Origin of the sequence: Methanocaldococcus jannaschii DSM 2661, from assembly GCF_000091665.1 — an archaeon.
In the GTDB taxonomy this organism is placed as follows: domain Archaea; phylum AGJL01; class Methanococci; order Methanococcales; family Methanocaldococcaceae; genus Methanocaldococcus; species Methanocaldococcus jannaschii.
Map to the genome: position 1 here is coordinate 591,249 of NC_000909.1, position 25,441 is coordinate 616,689.

Sequence of the window (25,441 nt, forward strand, 5' to 3'; positions counted from 1 at the left end):
TCGCACTATAGAGGGGATATAGCCCCTCTATTGGGACACACCTCCAAATAGAAAGTGGGGTTGCCAAAGGCAATCCCGCTCTGGATATCCCAATAGGGCGAAGCCCTATGGTTGTTAAATCAATCCACACATCCAAGTTAATCACCCATCAATAATTATAAATAATCATTTTAGCAAATACACATCTACAAGCTCTCCTTTTTCATAACCTTCAACATTTTCTGGAATTAAGATATAGCCGTCACTTTTTATTAACGAGGAAATAACTCCACTTCCAGTAATTCTTATAGGTTCTACTTCTATATCCACCTTAACTCTAACAAAATCAACTCTACCAAGCTCAGAGGCCATATTTCTTTTTAAAGGTAAGGTAACTTTCTTCCTTTCTATAAAAAATCTTTGAATAAATAACTCAAATTGAACAGCTGAAGCTACAGGATAGCCAGACAGCATGAAGACTGGTTTATCATTAATTATTCCAAATCCAAATGGTTTTCCAGGTCTTATATTTACACCATGAACTATAACATCTCCCAATTCTCTGACAGTCTCAACAGTTATATCTCTCTCACTCACAGAAGTTCCTCCAGTTATTAATAAAGCGTCATTTTCACTCAAAGCTGTTTTAATAGCTTTCTTTAGTTTTTCTTTATCATCTTTAACAATATCATAAATTTTTGCATTAAACCCAAGATTTTTTACTAAACCATATAACATATATGAATTGGAATTTATAATTTTCCCATCTAATTTACTAATATCTTCCTCAATATCCCTAATTTCATCCAAATTGATGAGCTCATCTCCCGTAGATATTATACCAAAACTTAAATCATAAACCTTAATTTTTTTAATTCCTAAAGATGCGAGCATATTTAGATGATAAGGATTAATAATCTCCCCCTTTTTCAAAACTACATCTCCCTTTTTAACATCCTCCCCAATCCTTGAGACATTTTCGTTTGGATGAACAGTTTTATAAACTTCAACAAAATCATCAACTTCATTGCAAAACTCTTTCATAACAACAGCATTGGCATTTTTTGGTAGTTTATCTCCAGTGAATATTTTTTTAGCTTCTCCATAAGTTATTTCATCTCCATCAGCAAGATTTAGTATTATTGGGTTTGTTTCAGAAGCTCCAAAAGTATCTTCCGCTATAACAGCATAACCATCCATCGCAGCCTTATTAAAATAAGGTAAATCAATTGGAGCTTTAATATCTTCAGCAGATATCCTGTTTAAAGCTTCAACAATATCAACTTCTTTAACTTTTTTATTCTCATCCAAATACTCTGATAATTTTTCAAAAACAATCTTTTCAGCACTTTTTAAGGGCATTAAATTTTTTATAAGCTTCATGTTTTCACCAATGAGAAGTAATATTAAAGAAAATATATAAAGTTTAGAAAATATAAAAATTTAATAGATAAAGAAATTAGTGGTGATTTAAATGCTATTTCTAAAAGTTAGAGTTTTAGATATTGACTTGGAGAATTTGGTTTTAATTAATTCTGAAGACTTAAAAAGCTCTCAGTATTTCCCTCAAGATAGAGTAGTTGTGGAGTTTAAAGGAAAAGAAGTTATTGGAATCCTACATTCTTCAACCACATTGATAAACAGAGGAGAAATAGGGCTTCCACAAAAAGTAGTTAAAGAGTTAGGTGTTAAAGAAGGGGATATTGTTACAATAAAACATGCTGAAAAACCTAAATCTCTCCCATATATAAGAAAAAAGATGGATGGAAATAAATTAAAAAAAGAGGAAATTTTTGAAATTATAGATGAGATGGTGGATGGAAAGCTAACAAATATTGAAATATCTGCCTTTGTCACCTCATTATATATAAATGGAATGGATATGGATGAGATTGAAGCAATGACAATTAGAATGGCTGAAACTGGAGAGATGGTTAATTGGGAGGGGCATATATTTGACGTGCATTCAATTGGAGGAGTTCCTGGAAACAAATATGCTTTATTAGTCGTGCCAATAGTTGCCTCTGCTGGCTTAAAGATTCCAAAAACATCTTCAAGGGCAATAACTTCAGCGGCAGGAACAGCAGATGTTGTTGAAGTTTTAACAAGAGTGGATTTAACCATTGAAGAAATAAAAAGAGTTGTTAAAGAAACAAACGGTTGTATGGTATGGGGAGGGGCTTTAGATTTAGCTCCTGCAGATGATATAACAATAAATGTTGAAAGACCTCTTGGCATAGACCCAGAGCCCTTATTATTATCAAGTGTCATGGCAAAAAAATTAGCTATGGGTGTTAATAAGCTATTGATTGATATTCCAACAGGATATGGAGCAAAAGTTAAATCTATAAAAGAGGCATCAAGCTTAGCAAGGAAGTTTATTGAATTGAGTGATAGATTGAGGATAGTTACTGAATGTGCTATAACTTACGGAGGACAGCCAATTGGAAGAGCTATTGGTCCAGCTTTAGAAGCAAAAGAGGCATTATTGGCTTTGGAAGATTATACTCAAGCCCCTACAAGCCTTGTTGAGAAATCTATTTCATTAGCTGGAATTTTGTTAGAGATGGGAGGAGTAGCTCCTACTGGAGAAGGTAAAGAGTTAGCTGAAGATTTATTAGCAAGAGGGAAGGCACATGACAAATTTATGGAGATTATTGTAGCTCAGGGAGGAAAAGAAGTTAGTTCAGATGAAATTGAGGTTGGAAAATATAAAGCTGATATTCACTCACCAATTGATGGGTATGTTACAAGAATATCAAATGCTGGAATTACAAAAATTGCCAAAGAAGCTGGAGCTCCAAATGATAAAAAAGCTGGTATCTATCTAAACGTAAAAGTAGGAAATAAAGTTGAAAAAGGAGATGTTTTATACACCATATACTCTGACTCTGAAGAAAGGCTAAAATCAGCTATTAAATTAGCAAGAATATTGTATCCAATCAAAGTTGAGGGCATGTTACTCCAAAAAATTTCAAGATTCTAAATAGGACCTTCCCGCAGTTTATATACAATTCTGTTTGAACTTAAATACCAAAAGACATCATATTTCAATAAAACATTTATTAAAAGTTCTATTAATTTAATTTGATTCTTCATTAATTTCTTCTAATTTAGGACATGCAATTAAAATTAACTTATATAATTCTGTGTTTTTTGTAGATTCTAAGATTTTATATATTGATTTCTTATCTTTCATATGGGATTCAATAATATGCCTTATCATAAGAATTTTAATTCCAACAAATTTTGCTTTGCTATTAATAATTTTTAAATCTTCAATAATTTTTTCATCGTTTTCCATAATAACCACCAAAAAAAACAACATATAAAACAACAATAAAATAACAATTATATCTAATTTGTAATATTTAGTTAAAAAGTATTTATGAATTTTTTGTTCTGTATATGTGGTTATGCAAGTGCCTATGGGTGATATATTAATTTAAAATAAATAAAATAAAATTTATCAATAGCAAAAATAAAAAAGATTTATCCAAATTTTAATTTCTTGATTTTCAATTTCATTGCTCTCTCTATATATCTCAGTTTTTTATATTCCCTTCTATTTATAATTGATATTGCCTTCCCTTTCTTTCCAGCTCTCCCAGTTCTTCCAATTCTATGCATATAAGATTCAGGATTTTGTGGAAGATGGTAGTTAATTACACAGTTTAAATCATTGACATCTATCCCTCTACTCATAACATCAGTGGCAATTAAAATCCTAATCTTTTTTTGTTTAAACAATCTTATAACCTTCTCCCTTTGAGATTGACTTAAATCTCCATGAATTGCTCCAGCTTTAAATCCAATATCTCTCAACATACTTGCCAATTCTTTAGTATCTCTCTTAGTTTTACAAAAAACTAATCCATAAAATTCTTTATTTTTTAAAAGTCTGCATAAAGCTTCAAATCTCTCATTTTCATTAACTTCAACATAACTCTGTTCAATATTTGCGTTTATCTTAGCTTTTATAAAGCTATAATCTCCCATATACTTTTTAGCCAAATTTAATATCTCCCTTGGCATAGTAGCAGAGAACAACAAAATCCTCTTGTCTTTATTACAGGCATTTAAAATCTTTTCAACGTCCTTAATAAAACCCATATTGAGCATTTCATCTGCCTCATCCAATATAAAATATTTAACATTTTTTAAATTTAAAGTTCCTCTATTTATGTGGTCTAAAATTCTTCCTGGAGTTCCAACAACTATATTGGCATTTTTTAAAGCCTTAATTTGTGGATATATAGCTTTTCCACCATAAATTTTGGCAATCTTTAAATTTTTGTTACCTTTTAATGACTCTATCTCATCAGCCACTTGTATAGCTAATTCTCTTGTAGGAGTTAAAATAATTGCCTCTATTCCATTGTTTTCATTAACGAGCTCAATTAATGGAATTGCAAACGAAGCAGTTTTCCCACTTCCAGTTCTTGCTTGAGCTACAATGTTATATTCATCATTTAAAAATAGTGGGATGACTTTCATCTGAATATCTGTTGGCTTTTCAAAACCTTTATTTCTAATGGCATTTAAGATATTATCTGACAAATTTAATTCGTTAAAATTCATATATTCCACTTCCAATAAAATTTAATTTTTAAAGATGCTAAAAAGAGATTTTAGCATCCTCAACAACTATGGGCTTATAGTATAAAAATGTTTGCATCTTTGAAAAACTTCAATCTCATCTTTTTAATTATTTCTGATGAGTTTAAATCCTCTTTTTGAATTTTTAAAATTTCTTCTGGGATGTTACCTTTTTTTATCTGTTTTGTTGATAGATATTTTCCTATTTTAATTAATTTTTCTTTTAACTTTTCTCTTCTTTCCTCTCTATCCTCTATTATTTTATCTTTAGTTAAGCTTAATGTTTCATCCCTATAAGGTAAAGCTATAACTGATAAAGCTATAACTCTCTCATCAACCTCATTAATTCTATTTGGTTTAAAATTTGGGTTTTTATAAGCTAAGGTTATTCCTCTTTTTCTCCCAACACTCTCCTTTTCTGAAATTACAAAACCACAATCAACCAAAGCACTTCTAAATGGAATGGCTGAAGAGTAAGATATCAAAACTCCATTATCTTCCATTCTTTTATAAATTTCTTTCAAAAAATCGTAAGTGTAGAGGGTAGGGTCTCTTTTTGGTGAAAATGCATCGTGAAAAACCACATTGTATTTTTTATCACTCTTTATTATAAATTTTCTCGCATCTCCAACGTATAGATTGATATTATCATAATCTGACTTATATTCAATGCCAATTTTATTTAAAAAATACTCTCTAACTTTATCTTTTATAATCTCATGCTCTTTATATGGAATATCTAAAAATAAAGTTAAAAATAAAACTTCCTCACAAATCTCAACCATATCAATCTCTGCATTTTTGTTATAATGTAAAGCAGCTATAGCATTGTATCCCATACCACTGCACAAATCCAAAACTCTTGGATTGCTTAAATCAGTTATCTTTGATGGCTTAGCAAACTTATAAATTGCTTCTTTTAAAGCTCCAACCTTTGAATGCATCATCTCCTCTTCATCCTCTGCCTTTAAAGTGTAAGTTCCATCCTCAGTTTCTACTAAGACATGTTCTTCCTTTAACTCTTTAATTAATCTCTCTTTAATATCTTTTTCATTCTTTCCATTGTAAATTTTCATATACTTTCTAATAATTTCTAAGGCTTTTTTGTTTGGAAGCATAACTCTCACATTATATTTATTTCTTTACTTTAAATTCCAATACAATTCCTTCTCCTAACCTATAGAAGTTTTTTAATTCTAATTTAACACACTCATCTACTGTTTTAAACCCTTCCCCATCTACATATGTTGGGGCTTCTTTCCCACCAAATATTTTTGGAGCTATATAGACGGAGACCTCATCAACTAAGCCCTCTTTAAACATACCCCAGTTTAAAGTTCCTCCTCCTTCCAATAAGATGCTTTTTATCCCTTTATCATATAAAATATCCATCAATTTTTTTAAATCTACCTTTCCTCTACCACATTTAACTACTTCAACTCCCATATCTTCTAAGATTTTTATTTTCTTTTCTTTCTCTTCATTAGTATCTTCTGTTGTTGCTATAATAGTTTTAGCATCTTTATTTAAAACCCTTGCATTTAATGGAACTCTTAGCTTACTATCAACAACTATTCTAACAGGATTTCTATCACTTTTAATCTTATGAACTGTTAATCTTGGGTCGTCCTTTAAAACAGTCCCAATACCAACCATAATCCCATCTACATTAGCCCTAATCTTATGAACTCTTATTAAATCCTCTTCGCATGAAATTCTCGAATCGTTGTTTATAGTAGCTAACTTTCCATCTAAGGTCATGCCTACATTTGAGATAATGTATGGCTTTTTTTCCATTACCATCACCAATTTTAAATGTTTAGTTAATAAAATTTAAGTTTTATATTCTAAATGATAGCTAAATTTTATAGATAAAGAATGGAATATAGAGTTATTACAGCTGCAGATAGTATTGATAAAATCATCCCAATTTTCATCATTTCTTCTTTTTTGACACCTTCACTATATACAATAGCGTTGGGAGGAGTCCCTACTGGCAGAATAAAAGAGCACGATGCTGACATACCAACAGCCAGTATTAAAATCTCTTTTGGAATTCCTAAAGATACTCCAAATAGTATTGGGACTATTATTCCAGTCAATCCAGTGTTGCTTATAAAATTAGTTAGAATTATTGTTATTGTAACTACTAAAAATAAAAGAACAATTGGAGTTAAATTTCCTAAGATAGCTATAAGTTTTTCAGATAAGAATGTATTTGCTCCACTCTTAACAATAACTCCTCCCAAACATAAAGCTCCACCAAATAAAATTAAAGTTCCCCAATCTATTTTCTTAAAATCATTAACTTCAACTAAATTAAATACAAACAATAAAATTATGGCGAATATGGCAATAACTGAATCAAAATATTGGACATTAAAAATTTCACTCAAATAGTCGCTAATTATCCAAAGTGAAGCTATTAACACAAATATGACCAATAATTTATAAGCGTTTCTACTCAACTCCATTCTTGCTTGAATAGCAATATCTTCTTTTGGAATCCACTTTTTAAAGTAAATATATAATGTTAAAGTACAAATCAAAAATAACAATAAACTTATTGGAAATCCCACTTTAAACCAGCTAAAAAATCCATAATCTAGATAGCTACTTGCTATGGCATTTGGTGGAGAGCCGATAATTGTTGCTATTCCTCCTATAGAGGCAGAATAAGCAACTCCTAACAATAAAAAATCTCTCAATTTACCAGTTTTTTTATGTAATAGACCAAGAGCTATGGGCAACAAAATTAATGTGGCAGAGGTGTTACTAATCCACATTGATAGAAAATAAGCCGATAGAAACATTAAAAAACATGTAGTTTTAAAATCCTTTCCATAATTTAGTAGCTTATAGGCAATAAATTTATCTAAGTTATGATTTTTTAATGCCTGTGCAAGCATAAATCCTCCCAAAAACAAAAATATTATTGGATGGGCAAAGTATGTTAAAGCCTCTTTTAAATTAAAAATTCCTAAAAACACTGCCATTATTGGTATTGCTAAGGATGTAACTGGAAGAGGCAATAATTCAAAAAACCATAAACATCCAGCAACTATTAATATAACAATACCTTTGTATATATCTGGTAAAGATGAGCCAAAAATAAGAGAAGCTGTAATTATCCCTAAGCCTATAAATTCTTTGGATAATCTCATATCCCTCCCCCACCAGATTTATTTCTTTACTTTATAACTTAGGTATGTTAATAGTTAAGTTTTTATATCTCTTGTATGTTTATTCATTATTCATAGACTCGCATGGCCTGACCCGTGTCTCTTTTACAAAACAAAACTTAAAGTAAAAATTATAGAATTTATGAAGTATTTGGAATAAACTAACCAAAAGGCATGGAAATAATAAAATAATAAGAAAGAAATCCAGTTAAAAAATATTAAAAACAATTATTACAGGTGTTAATATGAGTGTATGGCAAGGAAGAAGTAGAAGAAAACCAACAGGTGGGTTGTATAGACCAGCGAGAAAAAAGAGAAAATATGAAATGGGTAGAGAACCAATAGAAACACACGTAGCAGAAGAGGCATTTAAAATAAAAAAGGTTAGAACAAGAGGAGGAAACTTAAAGGTTAAGGTTGTTAGAACAGGATTTGCTAACGTATTAGACCCAGAAACAGGAACTTGTAAGAAAGTTAAGATAATAACAGTTAGAGAAAACAAGGCAAACATCCACTATGTCAGAAGAAACGTTATAACAAAAGGAGCAATTATTGAAACAGAGATTGGATTGGCAAAAGTTACATCAAGACCTGGGCAGGATGGAACTGTTAATGCAATATTAATTAAGGAATAAATTTTTCAAGCTTAATTTTTAATTTTTTATACTTCATATAATTTATCTATTTAAATTAATTACTCAACTGATGTGAGATTATGAAACTTGGTAGATATTTAGCGGTTTCAAAAGATTTAGCCCCAGCAAAGTTTATAATAGCTAAGTGTATAGAAGTTGAAGAATTTAAGGGATTAGAACTAAATGAATTATGGGAAATCCATAACAAGGTCTTGAAAAAAGTAGATTTTGATAATTTTGATTTTAATGATTTAGAGTATGTAAAACCAAACCTATTGGACTTAAAAGTAGAGATTGCCAAAAATATCTTTAAAAATTGCCATTTTTGTGAGCATAGATGTTATGTAAATAGAGAAACTGAAAGAGGTTTCTGTAGGATAAAAGAGAGCTATTACTCAACAGAATTTCTACATCTCGGTGAAGAAAGAGTTTTAGTTCCATCACATACAATCTTCTTCTGTGGCTGTAATTTTAAATGTGTCTTCTGCCAGAACTGGGATATATCTCAGGTTTATTTTGATAAAACAATTCCTAACCACTGTATTCCATATAATCCAAAAGAAATGGCTAAAATTATTAAACATAAAAGAGATTATTCAAAAAACGTTAATTTTGTTGGTGGAGACCCTACACCACATTTATTGAGTATTTTAAAAACTCTAAGCTATTTAGATAAAAACATCCCGGTAGTTTGGAATTCAAATATGTATCTAACTGTTGAAGGAATGCATTTATTAAAAGGAGTTGTTGATGTCTATTTAACTGACTTTAAGTTTGGAAATAATGAATGTGGAGAAAGATTATCAAAAGTTAAAAACTATTTTGATATAATTAAGAGGAATCACTTGCTTATAAAAGATGAGGAAGTTATAATAAGGCATTTAGTAATGCCAAACCACTTAGATTGTTGCACAGAGAAAATATTTGACTTCATCTCAAAAAATTTAGATAACGCTGTAGTTAATGTTATGTTTCAGTATCGCCCAGAATATAAAGCTAAGGAATATCCTGATATAAATAGAAGATTAACTTATGAAGAGATAGAGAAGGCATTGGAGTTGGCAGAGAAATATAATTTAGATTTAATCTATGATTAAATTTTTAATTATTCATTTTTCAACTTTTCCCTCTTAATCATTTTAAATTTCTTCCCTCCACACTCACAAACTAAATCCTCAACTTTCTTAACCTCTTCTCCAACTTTATGGATTTTTCCACATTTTAGGCATTTATAATATCTTATAACTGGCTTAACTAAACCAGTATATATCTTCTCAGTGTCTCCAATATTTATCTTCAAATTTTTCCCAACCAATCTCGCTATAAATGTTGTGTTTGCAATTATCTCACTACCTTCATAATAATTAAAGTTTGGAATTAACTCTGAGATAACAAAACCCATATTTGTAATTGCTTTTTGAATAGAGAGCCACTCATCTATTGGTTTGTGAGAATAGGAAAGATAAGCAATCCCTTCTTTTCCTAACGCTTCTATCCCTCTTGATAAAAATAACTTTAAGCCATCAACAGTATATGGCGGGTCTGTTGAGATAACATCAAATCTCTCCTTTAAATCTTGTGGTAGTGGGTTTCTTAAATCATGCTTAATTGTTTTAATTTTAACTCCTTCTTTTTGTGAAAATTTTTCTATAAGCTTTAAAATCCTCTCATCTATATCCACAACAGCTATTTCCTCAGCCATATTTGTTAGAGCGGTTGGTAAAGAAGTTAAGTCATCATCTCCAACAAATAAAATTCTCTTTCCTTCTAAATCTCCTCTTTCATACATCAAAGCAGCCCTATAAGTTGATGTTTCTGGTGTTGCAAAGGATTGGTCTATAGTTGTATCAACTAAAGGCCTTCTCTTAGCCCAAACTCTAACCTTATTTAAAATATCTTCAAAAAATTCATCTAACACAATACCTCTACCATTACAAGTTTTGCAGGTAAGAGATTTTTTATACTTCAATTTTAAAAAGTTTTCAGCAAATTCTTTACCCAAATCTGTTAGCTCTGCTCCTCTTTCAGTTCTCTTTAATATTTTTTCTCTCTCTAAGATAGTTCTAACCTTGGCAACTATTGGTAAGGGCAATCTCGTTTTTTGAGCAATCTTTTTTGTTGATATTGGCTGATGCCTATAGATAACTCTAATTATATCTTCAACAGCTCTTTTTCCCTCAGCAATATCAGCTTTTTTAGCAACATTGTTTAAAAGTATTGAGAACTTCGTCTTTTCATTAACTTCTACTTTACCTTTTCCAATTTTTCCAATGATTTTCATTATTTCACCAAAATAAGGAAAATATTACAGAAGATTAACAGACCCTTGGTATTGGGTCTCCAATCGGCATATCGACAATTCTCCTACCAACAATATGTCTCGCATGAAACTTTTAGAAAAGTTTCATCAAAACTTTTAAAAATTGCATTATGAATATTAACAAACTCTTGGTATCGGATCGCCAATAGGCATATCCACTATCCTTCTACCAACAATCGTCTCTATTATAACTCCCTTATGTTCTTTTGTAGCATAGCCAATGATTTCAGCATTCTTTCCTAATGGATGCTCCCTTAAAATCTCTAAGCATCTTTCAGCATCTTCCTTTTTAACTGCCATAACTACCTTTCCTTCATTTGCTATAGTTAAAGGGTCTAAGCCAAGAATATCACAAATTGATTGAACTTCATCACTTATTGGGATTTTATCCTCAAATATAGTTATGCCAATATTACTCTTTTCAGCCATCTCATTTAACGCATCTGCCAAACCTCCTCTTGTAGGGTCTTTCATGGCATTTATTTGAATGCCCTCTTCTAAAACCCTCTCAATTAATTTATTTATTGGAGCTACATCTGATTTTATGTTTGTTTCAAAATCAAATCCCTCCCTTGATAATAAAATAGCTAATCCATGCTCTCCTATATTTCCAGAAACAATTATTGCATCTCCCTCTTGAACATTACAATCCCTTATTGCCTTTCCCCTATCAACAATCCCTATTCCAGCAGTTGAGATTATGATATCATCAACTCCATCAGATACCTTTGTATCTCCTGTTATTATTGCTACTTCAGCCTCTTTAGAAGTTTCGTTTATTGATTTAACTATTTTCTCCAAATCTTCTAAGTTAAAACCTTCTGGAATTATTAAAGATAGAGATAGAGCTAATGGCTTAGCTCCCATAACTGCTAAATCATTTACAGTTCCACTAACAGCCAATCTTCCAATATCTCCACCTGGGAAGAATATTGGTTTAACTGTGTGTCCATCAACAGTAAAAACAATCTCCTTATCACCTATTGGGATAGTTGCTGAATCATCCAAGCTTTCTAAGCCAATTCCTCCATTAACTGATGTTATCTCCAAATTTTTCAATATTACATCTTTTATAAGCTCCTGCATTACCTTTCCTCCAGCTCCATGCATTCGTGTGATTTTCATAATCTCACTCTTTAACTTTTATTGAATACTTAAATATTTTGATATATTTTTTACAATCTTTCAATAAAATTTTAAAACAAAATTAAAAAAATGAAGTAAAATTCAAATTTAATCTCCTCTATATTGCATTTTCTCAGCTTCGCTTATTTGAGTTATATCTATTCCTTTCATAGCTTCTCCTAAATTCTTACTAACTTCAGCAACAATATCAGGCTTATCATAGTTATAAGTAGCTTCAACAATTGCCCTTGCTCTCTCCAATGGATTTTCTGATTTAAATATTCCTGAACCAACAAATACTCCATCAGAACCAAGCTGCATCATTAAAGCAGCATCTGCCGGTGTTGCAACCCCACCAGCTGCAAAATTAACTACTGGCAATCTTCCTAATTTTTTAACTTCTAATAAAACCTCATACAACCCATCAATAATCTCAGCCAGTGTAAAGCCCTCATAGATTGGCTCATTTTCTAAAACAGTTGCTGGCAACCCCATTCCCTCTCTAACTGTCTTAGCTAATTCTGCATATCTGTTAGCATAGAATTTAGCAACTCCATAAACTTCTTCATCTGTCATTCTCTGCAATTGAGCTATAGCTTCATTCATCAATCTCATGTGTCTAACTGCCTCAACTATATTTCCAGTCCCTGCCTCTCCCTTAGTTCTTATCATTGCCGCTCCTTCCCAGATTCTTCTAACTGCCTCTCCTAAGTTTCTTGCTCCACAGACAAATGGGACGTTAAACTTCTTCTTGTATATGTGGAAGAATGGGTCTGCTTGGGTTAAAACTTCACTTTCATCAATCATATCTACTCCAATAGCCTCTAAAACTAAAGCCTCTGTTGTATGTCCAATTCTACACTTAGCCATAACTGGAATTGAGACAGCATCCATTATCTCTTCAATTAAAGCTGGGTCTGACATTCTTGCAACTCCACCAGCTGCCCTAATATCCGCAGGAACTCTCTCCAAAGCCATAACTGCAACAGCTCCAGCCTCTTCGGCTATTTGTGCTTGTTCTACGTTGGTAACATCCATTACAACCCCATGCTTAACCATCTTGGCAAATCCTTTCTTTAATAAGTCAGTTCCTTTTTTCATAACTCTCCCTCCATAATCATTGATAAAAGTTTGTTATGAAATTATAGTCTCCAACTATATATGTTTAATTTAGTGATAAATTATTAGCACAAATATTGCTATAAATAATGTAACCCATAATAAGATTGCATATAGAGTATATTTCCTTGCTTCCTCTTTTTTCCACCATCTATATGGAGAAATTCCATAAGCTGAGAATATAACAATGGCAGATAAATTTATTGCTATCATATTTATTAAAAATAAAATTAATGCTGAAAAACTCTGCTCAACATAACCAGCCCCTATTAGCAAACCAAACACAGCCAATGGTGGCAGTAAAGCTATAGCAATCATAACTCCAACAGCAATCGATGAAATATTAGATACCGTTGATAAACTTCCAGCAATCCCTGCCGATAATGCAATAATGATACTCCAAAAATCTAAGGTAATTCTTGAATGTATCTGTGGATTATCTAAAGATATAGGCAGATAATGCCCAGCAATCATTGATAAAATTATAACAAAAATCAGCTCAGCTATTAGGGTCTTTATACTTTTTAATGCCAATTTATAGTCTGCTACTGTAATTGATAGTGATAAAGCTATATTCGGCCCTAATAAAGGAGCTATAATCATTGAAGCTATTAATAAGGCTACATCATCTTTATAAATTCCAGCTATAGCAACAATTGTTGATAATATAAGCATTAACATATTTTCTTTACTTAGATTTGCAATATCTGAGGCTATGTTATATAGCTCTTCCCTAATTAGTCTCTCTGGTTCTTCTTTCTCTTCTTCCTCTTCAATTGGTGGATAAGTCATAGTTGGTTCAAATACAACAACTCTATAATTTGCCCCTCCATACATCTCTTTAAGTTTATCAACAATCTTCTCACTATCTTTTAATGTTGTTAAAATTTGTATAGTTGAAATCGTCCCATTTGTTTTAACATTAGCCCAAATAACCCCATCCCATTCTCTTATTTCATCAATTCCCATAAATAAATGCTTAGGTATATGGCACTCAATAAATCTAAGTTTCATAATCCCAACAATAAAAGTTTATTTGAAAATAGAATAATAATTTTATTTTATTTATTTTATTTTTATTCTTTTTTCATTTCTTCCATGATTCTCTTAGCTATGCTCTCCCCATCTAAGCCATAGTATTTTAAAAGTTCATCTGCCTTTCCACTTCTTCCAAATACATCATTAATTCCAATTCTTAATAGTTTTTTATTTAAGCCGTTTGAGGCAATAACCTCAGCAACTGCTCCTCCTAAACCTCCTATAATGCTATGGTCTTCAACAGTAACAACAAAATCCTTTGATTTTTTAATAATTTCCTCATCTATTGGTTTTATTGTAGCCATCTCCACAATCTCAGCTGATATTCCATTCTCCTTTAATATTTCTCCTGCCCTTAAAGCTTCTGGCACTTCCTCTCCAGTTGCTATAATGGTTAAATCCTCTCCATCAACTAAAATCTTTCCTTTTCCTATTTCAAATGTTGCTTCCTCCTCATTTTCATAAATTATCTCAGTGTCTCTTCTTGGCATTCTTACATAAACAGGGCCTTTATACTCTGCTATAGTTCTAATAACATTTTTTGTGTGATAGTAATCAGTTGGGGCAATAACAACCATGTTTGGGATTGCTCTCATTATAGCTATGTCCTCACACATCTGATGGGAAGCTCCATCCTCTCCAACTGTAATTCCAGCATGAGTAGCAACAATCTTCACATTCAACTTTGGATATGCCACTAAATTCCTTATTATCTCCCATGCTCTTCCAGATGCAAACATGGAGAATGACGAAGCAAAAACTATCTTACCAGTTGTTGCTAATCCCGCTGCCATTCCAATCATGTTCTGCTCTGCAACTCCTGCATTGAAAAACCTCTCTGGAAATTCCTTAGCAAACATGGCTGTTTGTGTAGAACCAGATAAATCAGCATCTAAAACTACCAAATTTTCATACTTTTTCCCTAACTCTATCAATGTTTCTCCATACCCTTTCCTCATCCCCTTATAAACTCCACTCAACTTAACCATGATTTTTCACCCAAAATAATTAATTTATTATTTTTGTTTTTACTGTTTTTCTTCATTTGAATTAAAGCTTTTAGTTAAAAAATCTTTGTTTAAAGCTTCTAAAGCTGCCTCTCTTAAGTTTTTAACGGCTGTTTTAACATCATCCTTTCCAAATATTGCAGATGCAGCAACTAAAACATCAGCTCCAGCTTTTACTGCCAATGGAGCTGTTTCAACATTTATTCCTCCATCAACGAATATTTTTGTATCATATCCATTTTCAACAATCATGCTCTTTAACTTTCTAATCTTCTTTGTCATCACTGGAATAAACTTTTGTCCAGAAAAGCCAGGTTCAACAGTCATAACTAAAACAGCATAAACATCTCCCAAAATATACTCTATTGCATCCAAAGGTGTTGCCGGGTTTAAAGCAACTATCGGCTTAGCTCCAATACTTTTAATCCTATTTATAATTCTAAAAGGAAACTTAACCGCCTCTATGTGGAATGTTATATAATCCATCTCCTCAAATTCATTAACAAATAAATCAACATTTTCCACCATTAAATGCACTTCTACTGGGAGTTCTGTTAGCTTTTTAACATGCTTTGCAATTCCAATTCCCATGCTTATATTTGGGACAAAGTGACCGTCCATCATATCAACATGAAAGAAATCAACCCCTGCTTCCTCTGCCTTTTTAATCTCCTCCCTTAAATGCCCAAAATCAGCAGATAGTATTGAAGCTCCAATTTTAATCATTTAAATCACCAAAAAATAAAATTTTATTCACTTAATTCTTCTAATGCTTGTTTTAATTGTTCTTCATTTGGAGCCTTTCCATGGAATGCAACATTATTCTCCATGAATGAAACTCCCTTACCTTTAACGGTATATGCAATAATCATCTTTGGTTTGCCATTTTTCATGCTTTTGGCTTTTTCTACAGTATTTATAATCTCTTCAAAGTTATGTCCATCTATTTCAAAGACATCCCATCCAAATGCCTCAAATTTAGCTTTTATATCTCCTAAACTCATAACATCCTCAGTACATCCATCTATCTGCAGTTTATTTCTATCAATAAAGGCAATTAAGTTATCCAACTTGTAGTGGGCTGCTGCCATTGCAGCTTCCCAAACTATACCCTCTTGACATTCTCCATCCCCTAATAAGACATAAACGTAGTTGTTTAACTTATCTAATCTACATCCCAAAGCCATTCCTACTGCTGCTGAAAAACCTTGTCCCAATGAACCGGTGCAAATCTCAACTCCTGGTGTATCCATTGATGGGTGTCCTTGCAACTTCCCTTCCAATCTTCTCAATTTCCATAACTCCTCCTCTTCTATTATACCCAACTCAGACAAAACTGCATATAATGCTGGAGCAGCATGTCCTTTACTTAAAACAAACCTATCTCTATCTTTTTTATATGGATTATCTGGAGAGTAGTTCATTAGTTTAAAGTATAGAGCTACTATAATATCAGTTGCTGATAAACTTCCACCTGGATGTCCAGACTTTGCTAAACCAACCATTTTTACAATATTATATCTAACCTTTTTTGCTATTTTTTCCAAATCTTTTATTTCTAAGTTATTATCCATAGTTTCACCTTTTTAAGATTTAAAAAATAATATCATTACTCAATGAATTAATAAAAAAAGCAAAAACAAAAAATCCATAATGATGTTATGCTAAAATAATTGTTAGTCATATTTAAAACTTACACCTAAAAATAATAGATAGTAAATAGAGGAAGTTTATCCTTTAATAACTCCTAATGGTCTCATTCTTGCTACTTTTAATGATATTCCAGCTTTATGACATGTATCTGCGACTAAATCAACACTCTTATATGCCTCTGGTGCTTCCTCTGCCATAACTGCCTTTGAATCACTCATGGCAACGATTCCCATCTCTGCCAATCTTCTTTGTATCTCTTTACCCTTCCACAACTTTAATGCCTTAGCCCTACTTAGCTTTCTACCGGCTCCATGTGCCGTTGAACCAAACGTCTCTTTCATAGCAATCTCTGTCCCTCTCATTAAGTAAGAGGCGGTTCCCATATCTCCAGGAATAATAACCGGCTGTCCAACACTCCAATATTCTTTTGGAATTGCCTCATGCTTTGGTGGGAATGCCCTTGTAGCTCCTTTTCTATGCACTATAACTTTTACCTTCCTTCCATCTATTATGTGTTCTTCTTTCTTAGCTATGTTGTGGGCTACATCATAGACAATATTCATCTCTAAATCCTCAGCATGTATTTTAAATACTTCTTCAAAGCTCTCTCTAACCCAGTGAGTAATCATCTGTCTATTTGCCCATGCATAGTTTGCTCCACAGCACATTGCTTTAAAGTAACTCTGCCCTTCTTCTGATTCAAATGGAGCACATGCCAACTGTCTATCTGGAAGTTTTATTCCATAGTTTTTGGCTGCTTTTTCCATAATTCTTAAATAATCAGTACAGATTTGATGCCCTAAACCTCTTGAACCGGTGTGCACTAAAACAACAACTTGATTTTCCTCTATTCCATATATTTCAGCAGCTTCCTCATCAAATACCTTTTCAACATACTGCACTTCTAAGAAGTGGTTTCCACTTCCTAAACTTCCTAATTGAACTCTTCCTCTCTCTTTTGCTTTATCTGAGACATAGGAAGCATCTGCATCTTTTAAACAGCCATGTTCTTCAATAAACTCTAAATCTTCCTTCCATCCATAACCCTCTTTAACAGCCCATCTAACTCCTTCCTCTAATACATCATCCATAACACTTTTGCTGAATTTTAAAATTCCCTTACTTCCCAAACCAGAAGGGACATTTTTGAATAAGGTTTTTATAAGCTCTTTTATCTTTGATTGAACTTCTTCTTTTGTTAAATTTGTTCTTATAAGCCTAACTCCACAGTTATGGACAACTATGCTATTTGCTATGAAGTTGTGTTCTTTGCTTACTATTCCAACATCATACAATTTTGAATCATAAGAAATTTCTTCAATCTCCTTTATCTTGTCTATTACAAATCCTCCAATAACCCCATATTTTTCAATAAATTCCTCAAACTTTGGGAATTTTGTTGAAATTCTTACATCATCTTCATCCAAGTTTTCATATACTGCCCTCTCAATTAATCTTTTGCTTATAAACTCATTTCTAAATTCATCCATCTTTAACATTTCTGAGACTGTTACTCCTTTTTTATAAAGTTCTTTTGCTCTTTTAATACATTTTTTTCTAATTTCTTTTGCAATATCCTTCCTTCTTAAGTATTCATAAGCCAACAATCCAATAACTTTTTTCTCCCCTGAATATTCATAGTTTATTCTTCCTAAGAAGTTCTTTATGCTCTCTTCCCCAACAATTGCCAGTCTGTATGAAACTCTACCATCTAAAGATTTTATCTCATAAATCATACTTTCAATGTCAAACTCAGCCAATAATAGCTTAATTTCATTTAAAAACTCTAAGATATTTTCTTTTAGCTCTTCACTCTTTGACATCGTTAAGTTTATTGGTAATGGTGTGTAGTTTTTAAACACTGCCCTACTTCCATCAGCTCCAAACAATCCAGCTAAGAAGTTTCTCTTTACCCATTTTGGAGCTTTCTTTATCCACTCTGGGATTTTGTATATCTGCTCTGTCTTTTTACCAATTGGCATTCCCAATTTATGCATGAACAATGCAAATGCCTTTGAAGTTATTTTTATAGAGTTGTCTTCACACAAGCTTGTATATTCATCTCCGTAGGCATTTCTTATCTCAACTTCCCTCTTCCTTGAATATATTCTTGAAGCTTTTATTCCTAATTTCTCTAAATCTTCTCTAATTTTAATAAGCGTCTCTCTCTTTCCATAAAATGCCACATACAACCTCTCTCTATCCCCATTCTCTTTAACTATACTTCCATCTCCAAATGCAAAACCTAACAATCTTGCAATAATACCAATATTTTTGTTGTCCATTCTAAGTGGTAATAACCCTCTATCTTTTAGATATTTGATAATCTGTTTATCATACTCTGCAAAATCATCCTCATCTAATATTATCTCATCAGACGGTTCTTCATATTCAACCCCTTCATAAGGATAAACTATTACATCATCCCCTTCTTTTAACATGCCCATTGGTACATAACCGTTTAATGTTAAAACTGGATGGTCTTTACTTCCCTCTAAAACTCTTCCAGATTCTGTTTTTATCCTTATTATCTTCTCATCTGCATATCTTTCAGAGACAAACAATATGTTTGAACTCTTTTCTCCCTCCTCTGTATTATAAATCTTAATATGTAAATCCAATTTTTCTTTTAGTTTTTCCAATTTTATGTAATATCCATCATCCGTTAATATTTTTGAGTTTGATGTAAGGCAGTTGATATCAAAACCAACCCCTCCAGGGCTTATAACTCCTTCTCTTTGGTCAAAAGCCGCTACCCCGCCAATCGCGAACCCATAACCGTAATGCACATCAGGCATAGCTATAGAATACTTATAAATCCCAGGCAAGCATGCAACGTTCGCTATTTGTTCTAAAACCTCTGGTTCTAACTCATCTAATAGGATTTCGTTTAAGTAGATTCTTCCAGGAACTCTCATGCAATCTTTGTAATCCTTAGGTAATTCCCATACTACATCGGAGACCCTTTTTAATACATCTTTCATTATGCATCACCATTAATGTGTTTTTATTAATGCACACAAATGCCTTTAATAGCTATATCTTTCTTCTTTATGGTATTTATTACCTCATCTATGTATCTTTTAAATGCTGTTTTATTGCTAATTATTTCATAACTCTCTGGATAGTTTTGCTCTAAGTAGTGTTTAAACTCTCTGCTTGCCTTTAAATTCAAAAATTCAAAGTAATAAAAGTTGGTAAAGGGCTTTGTCTCACCTATTATATATTCAACATCAATCAAATCTGGGATTATTGGAGATATAAAGGCATAGTTTTTAATGCCGTTTTCATAGAGTGTTTTTAAGGCATCTATTCTCTTCTCATTGCTTGGAGAGAACGGCTCAATATCTTTTTTAAGATTTCCTTCAAAGTTGTTAATGGTTAAGCCAACCTCTATACTGCTGAACTTTTTAAATAAATCCATATCTCTCAAAACCAAATCTGATTTTGTTAGTATAGATAGCTCAGCCCTCTTATCAATATTTTTTAAGATATTCCTTGTTAGTTTAAAATCTTTTTCTATCGGTCGATAGGCATCTGAAACACTACTCATATATATTTTTCCTTTGATGTGTTTGTTTTTAATTAAATCTGGTAGATTTTCTTTAACAACAACCCAACTGCCCCATTTTCCATAATTATACCATTTACACATAAATCTTGCATAGCAGTATTTACATGCATATTGGCATCCAATATATTGATTTATAACATACTTTGCTCCGGGTATCTTTGTTGGGTTAATAGGTTTTTTAGCTTTAATTTTTATTATTTCTATTTTACTATTCATTATTAGCCCCTTATAAAGTTTTTGCTTATCTATTTGTTTAAAAATTCCTTAATTCTCTCTAAACCCTCTTTAATGTTTTCATAGGAGTTGGCATAGCTAATCCTTATATAGTTTTTCCCTTTACTACCAAAGCCTATTCCTGGAGTTAGAGCAACAAATTTCTCCTTCAATAATTTATAGGCAAACTCTCTTCCATCTTCTCCAATGTTTGGAAATACATAGTAAGCTCCAATTGGATTATTAACCTCCCATCCAAAATCTTTAACGTATTTTAAAACTAATCTCCTCCTTCTATCAAATTCTTTTATCATGCTGTTTATTTCTCTTTCAGTTTCTTTCTCAAACGCCTTTAATGCCGCATATTGAGATATGGTTGGAGCAGAGATAAATAAATTCTGCTGTAATTTTAAAATTGCTTCAATAATCTCATCGTTAGATATAACATAACCTATTCTCCACCCAGTCATTGCATACAACTTAGAGAATCCATTAATTAAAATGGTTTTTTCCAAATTTTCATCAAATTCAATTGCTGAATAGCATTTCCCTTCATAAACTAAGCCATTGTAGATTTCATCAGAGATTATATAAGGGATGTTTTCATAGGCAAATTCATAAATCTCTCTATCTATAACTTCTCCCAATGGGTTTGAAGGAGAGTTTATAATTATAGCCTTTGTTTTATCAGATAAAGCTTCCTCTAAGCTCTCAACTGTAAAATCACAAAACACTGGCTTAGCTCCTAAGAATCTGATAAAATTCTTATAGCATGGATAGCATGGATTTTGAATTAAAACCTCATCTCCATCATCTATTATTGAAGATAGAGCAAAAAACAGCCCTAAAGAACTCCCTCCAGTAATGATTATGTTATCTGGGATTATATCTGCCTTGTATTTATCTTTATATAGCTCACTAATTTTCTCTCTTAACTCTAAAATACCTCTACTGTCGGTATAGTGTGTTTTTCCTTCTTTTAAAGATTTAATTCCTTCATCAACAATAGGTTTTGGTGTGTTAAAATCTGGCTCTCCTATCTCTAAGTGTATAACTTTCTTCCCTTCACTCTCTAATTTTTGTGCTAATGCTAAAATATCCATAACTTCAAATGATTCAAAATTTAAGAGCCTTTTTGATAGCATGACATCACCATTTATAAACACTAAAAGGAATTATTATTAATTAATAATACTTTTCGTGGTGGCATAAAATGATTATTGCTGTGAGTGGAAAAGGTGGAGTTGGAAAGACAGCATTTACAACATTATTAATTAAGGCATTATCTAAGAAAACAAACAGTATTTTGGTTGTTGATGCAGACCCAGACTCAAATCTACCAGAAACTTTGGGAGTTGAAGTAGAAAAAACTGTTGGAGATATTAGGGAAGAGCTAAAAAAGTTAGTTGAGAGGGATGAAATTCCAGCAGGAATGACGAAATTAGATTATTTAAGGAGTAAGATTTTTGAAATTTTGGTTGAGACAAAATATTATGATTTATTGGTTATGGGAAGGCCTGAAGGTAGTGGATGTTACTGCAGTGTAAATAACTGGCTTAGGCAGATTATAGATAACTTAGCTAAGGATTATGAGTTTGTTGTTATAGACACTGAGGCTGGCTTAGAGCATCTCAGCAGAAGAACAACCCAAAATGTTGATGTGATGATTGTTATAACTGATGCATCAAAGAGAGGTTTAGGGACTGCAAAGAGAATTAAAAAATTAGCTAATGAGTTGGAGGTTAAGTTTAAAGACATCTATGTTGTTGCAAATAAGGTTAAACCAGAGTATGAAGAGCTAATTGATAACTATGCAAAAGAGCTTGGTTTGAATTTAATTGGGAAGCTTCCTTATAATAAGGAAATAGCTGAGTATGATTTAAAAGGCATTCCTTTATGGAATCTTCCAGAAAATAATGAAGTTTATAAAAAAGTTGAGGAAATTGCTGAGAAGATAATTAATAAAAAATTTTAAGATATTAATTCCAATATTTTCTCTAAGATTAATTTTTCTCTAAGCTCTATAAATCTATTAAAGTTCTCTTCAATTTCATCTTTTGATAATGAATCATCGGTATTTCTTAGAATTTCAAACATTTCTTCATTTATAAAATGCCCTTTTAGAATTTCTTTAACTTTATTTACTGCTTCATCTTCGGATAATCCTTTATTTTTCTGAATTTCTATCATTTCTTTGACATATTTGGATGGTGATTTTTTTGAGATTTTCTTATTGGTTTCATCAAGAATGGGTGTTTTATTTAAAACTGAATCTATATATTCATTGGATATGCCTTTATTTCTTAAAAATCCTTTAGGAAATATATGATGGTCTTCAAGCTTATAGTAGGCAATATTATCAGGCTTATAGAAATCCATTGGTTTATTTTTAAATATCAAATTAAATACTCCCTTATATTTTGAACTTCCAGAACTTTTAACTTTCTTTAAACTGTATGCTCCATATTGTATTTCAATCTTTAAGTTTTCAACGACTTCTGGAATTTTGTTATTGTTCTCAATCCATTGTGAAACTTCTTTAAAATCTTTCATCATCTTGGATTCTGTAGAACCCGAGTATCTCTCAGAAAATACTGAACTCCAATACCATTTATTAACTTTGTCCATATCTGGAATATCATGTTTTAAAAAGAATGCCAACATCATCGTTATTGTTGGTGTATATGGATTCCATTTTTTAATATCTGCAATTCCATATTCGCTAATATCAAAAATTCTTTGAAATACTTTATTTTCAGCAATATCTACAACTCTATTCCATGATTCATCATTTAAAATGGAGTTATCAATTTTAATTAAATCTCTTGACTTGATGCTCATTCCTTTACTTAAAGCTAATGCCTGAATAAACATATAAGGCACTTTTGTATCCTCAACATCACCTGCAAAATTTTTAATGCGAATGTTATTTTCAAACGCTTCTGCCCACTTTTCCCTTAATTTTATAAATTTATAAAATCTTGCAACCAATAAATCGTAAGGCGATAATTTTATACCAGTTTTGTTTATTCTTTCGAATAACACTACAACTTGTTCGGGTTTATCATTGTAAGATAATCCTAAAATTAGTGTAGGAACTTTATATTCCAATATGTTATGCATATAATTAAATACTTCTTCAGGAAAAATTTCACTAAAATGCTTATACCATATCTTATAAAATTTATTTGAATTTGATAAAAATGTTAATGGGAAAAATCTTTTTTCTTTTAATTTTTCTATATCGAAAGAATTATCTTCATTTAATAAAGCTTTATATTGTCTACAATCTTTAGACAGGCTAAAAACAGAATTATCAATATCATCTTCAACTAATTTGTTTAAATCTATAAAAAACGCATAAGGTTTTGTAGTATTTTTTAATGGAAAATTTGGGCTATATATTGCATAAAATAATGACGTTAGTCTTTGCTGACCATCAAGAACCAAAATTCTTGGTTTTCTTAATGTTATATTAGGATTTAATTCCTCTGCCCCCCTAATGTAGATTGTCCCAAATGGTGGATTTTCAGGATTTATTTCTTGGATTAAAAAAGTTCCTATAAACATATTTTCCAAAAGAGATTTAATTAGTTCTTCTATATCTTGTCTTGTCCAGACAAAATTTCTCTGAAAATCAGGGAGTGCTACTTCCCCTTCGTATGCTTTTTTTACTAAATCTAAAAGGTTCTTTGTATCATGACTCAACTCCATACTTTCACCCTCATAATCGCCAATCTCATGTATTTCAAACGATTAAAAAAATAAAAAATAAAATTTTTTATTCAATCATTGAGTTTGCTATTTTTATAAGCTCATTTTTATCCAATTTTCCAGCTATTATTACTTTTATTCCATTGTATTCAAACATTAACATTTTTACATCTCCACTGTCTGAAATTAATGCTTTAACTCCATTTTTTAATGTTATTAAATTGCTACCATTTTCAGGAATCGTTAAGGGTTTGTTGTCCTTACTTTCAATAATTGCCAACTCCCCATTTTCTCCATAAGTTAAAATTACTGTCTCTGATTCTTCATTATTGGCATTTTGTTTTGTAGCCATTGCATTCTGCAATTCAAGCCCAGCAGTGTATTTTGGAACTAAGATTTTAAAGCTAACATCCTTTTGAACTTCATCTATATTTTTTGATGTTGTCATTGCTCCAGAACTCATCAATTTAGCTCCTTCTGGAGGAACAAACTTAAATCTATCATCTGGAACATCCACATTAAATTTAACGTTCTTATATTCTATTGTTACGCCATCCATCTCTATCTTCAGAGGTTGCCAATACTCTTCATCAACATACATCTTCATCTTTTCTTCAGGGTTTTCTTTAGAAATTAGCTCTAAAACATAACATTTTCTTCCATCATAAGTTTTTTCTCCAAGGTATGAAACATTAAATTTCTCAAGCATTGATTTTATAAACTTTCCGTAGTCAGGGTTAAACATATTATTTAATTCTCCTTTAATCTCCATCTTTGTGTATTGATTTTTCTTTTTATCATACATATAGTAAGTTTTCCCATCACAGACAATTAAAACATCATCATTTTCCATATAAAACTTATTTGGCTTTTCAAATGCATATTTGTATTGCATCGTCTCTGTCTGCCCCATTATGTTCGTTGTAATTAAAACATCTGCCTCCATTGACTTCATTGCCTCATACTTCTCCTGCATCTTCTTTGCTATCTCATCTGCATTCATCTGCTGTGTGCATCCAGCAAAGAAAACGCCAACTATTAAAAATAAAGAAAGTATTAGATATTTGTAGTTCATATTTCCCCTCCCAGTTTAATAAAGTAAAGTATAGTTTCTTGCAAAACATTTTAGAATAAATAATACATTTATGAACACCTTCCAAAAGGAAGGTGTTCAAACCTTCCTTACGAACTTCAGTAACTTTTGCAAGAAACTATAAAAGTCCAAATTGGACAGAATTTTTTATTTTCACATTTATATTTAAATGTTTCTAAAATTTCAAAGA

22 protein-coding genes are annotated in these 25,441 nt (G+C 31.6%); 4 read left to right on the forward strand and 18 right to left on the reverse strand.

Annotated elements, in window-relative coordinates:
• Positions 1-165: 165 nt before the first annotated feature.
• Positions 166-1,362, reverse strand: coding sequence for a molybdopterin molybdotransferase MoeA (locus tag MJ_RS03510; protein WP_010870171.1), 1,197 nt, complete (start codon positions 1,360-1,362; stop codon positions 166-168).
• Between the two features lie 91 nt (positions 1,363-1,453).
• Between MJ_RS03510 and MJ_RS03515 the strand changes: the two genes are divergently transcribed.
• The gene (locus tag MJ_RS03515) at positions 1,454-2,965 is read left to right on the forward strand and encodes an AMP phosphorylase (RefSeq protein WP_010870172.1); all 1,512 of its coding nucleotides are present in this window, start codon (positions 1,454-1,456) and stop codon (positions 2,963-2,965) included.
• Between the two features lie 96 nt (positions 2,966-3,061).
• On the opposite strand, the gene MJ_RS03520 is transcribed toward MJ_RS03515, so the two are convergent.
• From MJ_RS03520 to MJ_RS03540, 5 genes are all read right to left on the reverse strand, one after another.
• Positions 3,062-3,283 (reverse strand): hypothetical protein, encoded by a 222-nt coding sequence (locus MJ_RS03520; RefSeq protein WP_064496576.1) that lies wholly within the window; start codon positions 3,281-3,283, stop codon positions 3,062-3,064.
• 188 nt (positions 3,284-3,471) lie between these two features.
• Complete coding sequence (locus MJ_RS03525) at positions 3,472-4,560, reverse strand: DEAD/DEAH box helicase (RefSeq protein ID WP_083774542.1); 1,089 nt, start codon at positions 4,558-4,560, stop codon at positions 3,472-3,474.
• A gap of 74 nt (positions 4,561-4,634) precedes the next feature.
• Positions 4,635-5,696 (reverse strand): tRNA (5-methylaminomethyl-2-thiouridine)(34)-methyltransferase MnmD, encoded by a 1,062-nt coding sequence (locus MJ_RS03530; RefSeq protein WP_064496577.1) that lies wholly within the window; start codon positions 5,694-5,696, stop codon positions 4,635-4,637.
• 16 nt (positions 5,697-5,712) lie between these two features.
• Positions 5,713-6,375, reverse strand: coding sequence for a 2,5-diamino-6-(ribosylamino)-4(3H)-pyrimidinone 5'-phosphate reductase (locus MJ_RS03535; RefSeq protein WP_064496578.1), 663 nt, complete (start codon positions 6,373-6,375; stop codon positions 5,713-5,715).
• A gap of 68 nt (positions 6,376-6,443) precedes the next feature.
• Positions 6,444-7,742 (reverse strand): DASS family sodium-coupled anion symporter, encoded by a 1,299-nt coding sequence (locus tag MJ_RS03540; RefSeq protein WP_010870177.1) that lies wholly within the window; start codon positions 7,740-7,742, stop codon positions 6,444-6,446.
• A 263-nt stretch (positions 7,743-8,005) separates the two neighbouring features.
• On the opposite strand from MJ_RS03540, the gene MJ_RS03545 reads away from it, so the two are divergent.
• Entirely contained in the window at positions 8,006-8,395 is a 390-nt protein-coding gene (locus MJ_RS03545; RefSeq protein ID WP_010870178.1) for a 30S ribosomal protein S8e, read from the forward strand.
• 80 nt (positions 8,396-8,475) lie between these two features.
• Complete coding sequence (locus tag MJ_RS03550; protein WP_010870179.1) at positions 8,476-9,492, forward strand: radical SAM protein; 1,017 nt, start codon at positions 8,476-8,478, stop codon at positions 9,490-9,492.
• A gap of 8 nt (positions 9,493-9,500) precedes the next feature.
• Here the strand turns inward: MJ_RS03550 and MJ_RS03555 are convergent, their stop codons facing one another.
• The 10 genes from MJ_RS03555 to mfnC all read right to left on the reverse strand — a co-directional run bounded on the left by MJ_RS03555 (position 9,501) and on the right by mfnC (position 21,589).
• On the reverse strand, positions 9,501-10,676 hold the full coding sequence (locus tag MJ_RS03555; protein ID WP_010870180.1) for a bis-aminopropyl spermidine synthase family protein: 1,176 nt from the start codon (positions 10,674-10,676) through the stop codon (positions 9,501-9,503).
• Between the two features lie 156 nt (positions 10,677-10,832).
• Positions 10,833-11,840 carry a hydrogenase expression/formation protein HypE gene (gene hypE / locus MJ_RS03560; RefSeq protein WP_010870181.1) on the reverse strand — a complete coding sequence of 336 codons (1,008 nt, stop codon included), beginning with the start codon at positions 11,838-11,840 and terminating at the stop codon, positions 10,833-10,835.
• A 108-nt stretch (positions 11,841-11,948) separates the two neighbouring features.
• Entirely contained in the window at positions 11,949-12,941 is a 993-nt protein-coding gene (pdxS, locus tag MJ_RS03565) for a pyridoxal 5'-phosphate synthase lyase subunit PdxS (RefSeq protein WP_010870182.1), read from the reverse strand.
• A gap of 69 nt (positions 12,942-13,010) precedes the next feature.
• Positions 13,011-13,973, reverse strand: coding sequence for a TIGR00341 family protein (locus MJ_RS03570; RefSeq protein WP_010870183.1), 963 nt, complete (start codon positions 13,971-13,973; stop codon positions 13,011-13,013).
• 62 nt (positions 13,974-14,035) lie between these two features.
• The gene (locus tag MJ_RS03575; protein ID WP_010870184.1) at positions 14,036-14,986 is read right to left on the reverse strand and encodes a transketolase family protein; all 951 of its coding nucleotides are present in this window, start codon (positions 14,984-14,986) and stop codon (positions 14,036-14,038) included.
• Between the two features lie 39 nt (positions 14,987-15,025).
• Positions 15,026-15,730 (reverse strand): ribulose-phosphate 3-epimerase, encoded by a 705-nt coding sequence (gene rpe / locus MJ_RS03580; RefSeq protein ID WP_010870185.1) that lies wholly within the window; start codon positions 15,728-15,730, stop codon positions 15,026-15,028.
• 23 nt (positions 15,731-15,753) lie between these two features.
• Complete coding sequence (locus MJ_RS03585) at positions 15,754-16,578, reverse strand: transketolase (RefSeq protein ID WP_010870186.1); 825 nt, start codon at positions 16,576-16,578, stop codon at positions 15,754-15,756.
• Positions 16,579-16,734: 156 nt separating this feature from the next.
• Positions 16,735-19,641, reverse strand: a complete 2,907-nt coding sequence (locus tag MJ_RS03590; RefSeq protein ID WP_010870187.1) for an intein-containing RctB family protein — start codon at positions 19,639-19,641, stop codon at positions 16,735-16,737.
• A gap of 26 nt (positions 19,642-19,667) precedes the next feature.
• Positions 19,668-20,447, reverse strand: a complete 780-nt coding sequence (locus MJ_RS03595; RefSeq protein ID WP_010870188.1) for a radical SAM protein — start codon at positions 20,445-20,447, stop codon at positions 19,668-19,670.
• Between the two features lie 29 nt (positions 20,448-20,476).
• Positions 20,477-21,589 carry a (5-formylfuran-3-yl)methyl phosphate transaminase gene (gene mfnC / locus MJ_RS03600; RefSeq protein WP_010870189.1) on the reverse strand — a complete coding sequence of 371 codons (1,113 nt, stop codon included), beginning with the start codon at positions 21,587-21,589 and terminating at the stop codon, positions 20,477-20,479.
• Positions 21,590-21,657: 68 nt separating this feature from the next.
• Here mfnC and MJ_RS03605 point away from each other — a divergent pair, with 68 nt between their 5' ends.
• Positions 21,658-22,419, forward strand: coding sequence for an ATP-binding protein (locus tag MJ_RS03605; protein ID WP_010870190.1), 762 nt, complete (start codon positions 21,658-21,660; stop codon positions 22,417-22,419).
• Here the strand turns inward: MJ_RS03605 and MJ_RS03610 are convergent.
• A complete protein-coding gene (locus MJ_RS03610) occupies positions 22,416-24,158 on the reverse strand; it encodes a GmrSD restriction endonuclease domain-containing protein (RefSeq protein ID WP_010870191.1) in 1,743 nt (580 codons plus the stop codon). The two genes, MJ_RS03605 and MJ_RS03610, sit on opposite strands and share 4 nt — an antisense overlap.
• Before the next feature lie 67 nt (positions 24,159-24,225).
• Positions 24,226-25,233 carry an outer membrane lipoprotein-sorting protein gene (locus MJ_RS03615; RefSeq protein ID WP_010870192.1) on the reverse strand — a complete coding sequence of 336 codons (1,008 nt, stop codon included), beginning with the start codon at positions 25,231-25,233 and terminating at the stop codon, positions 24,226-24,228.
• Positions 25,234-25,441: the final 208 nt, after the last annotated feature.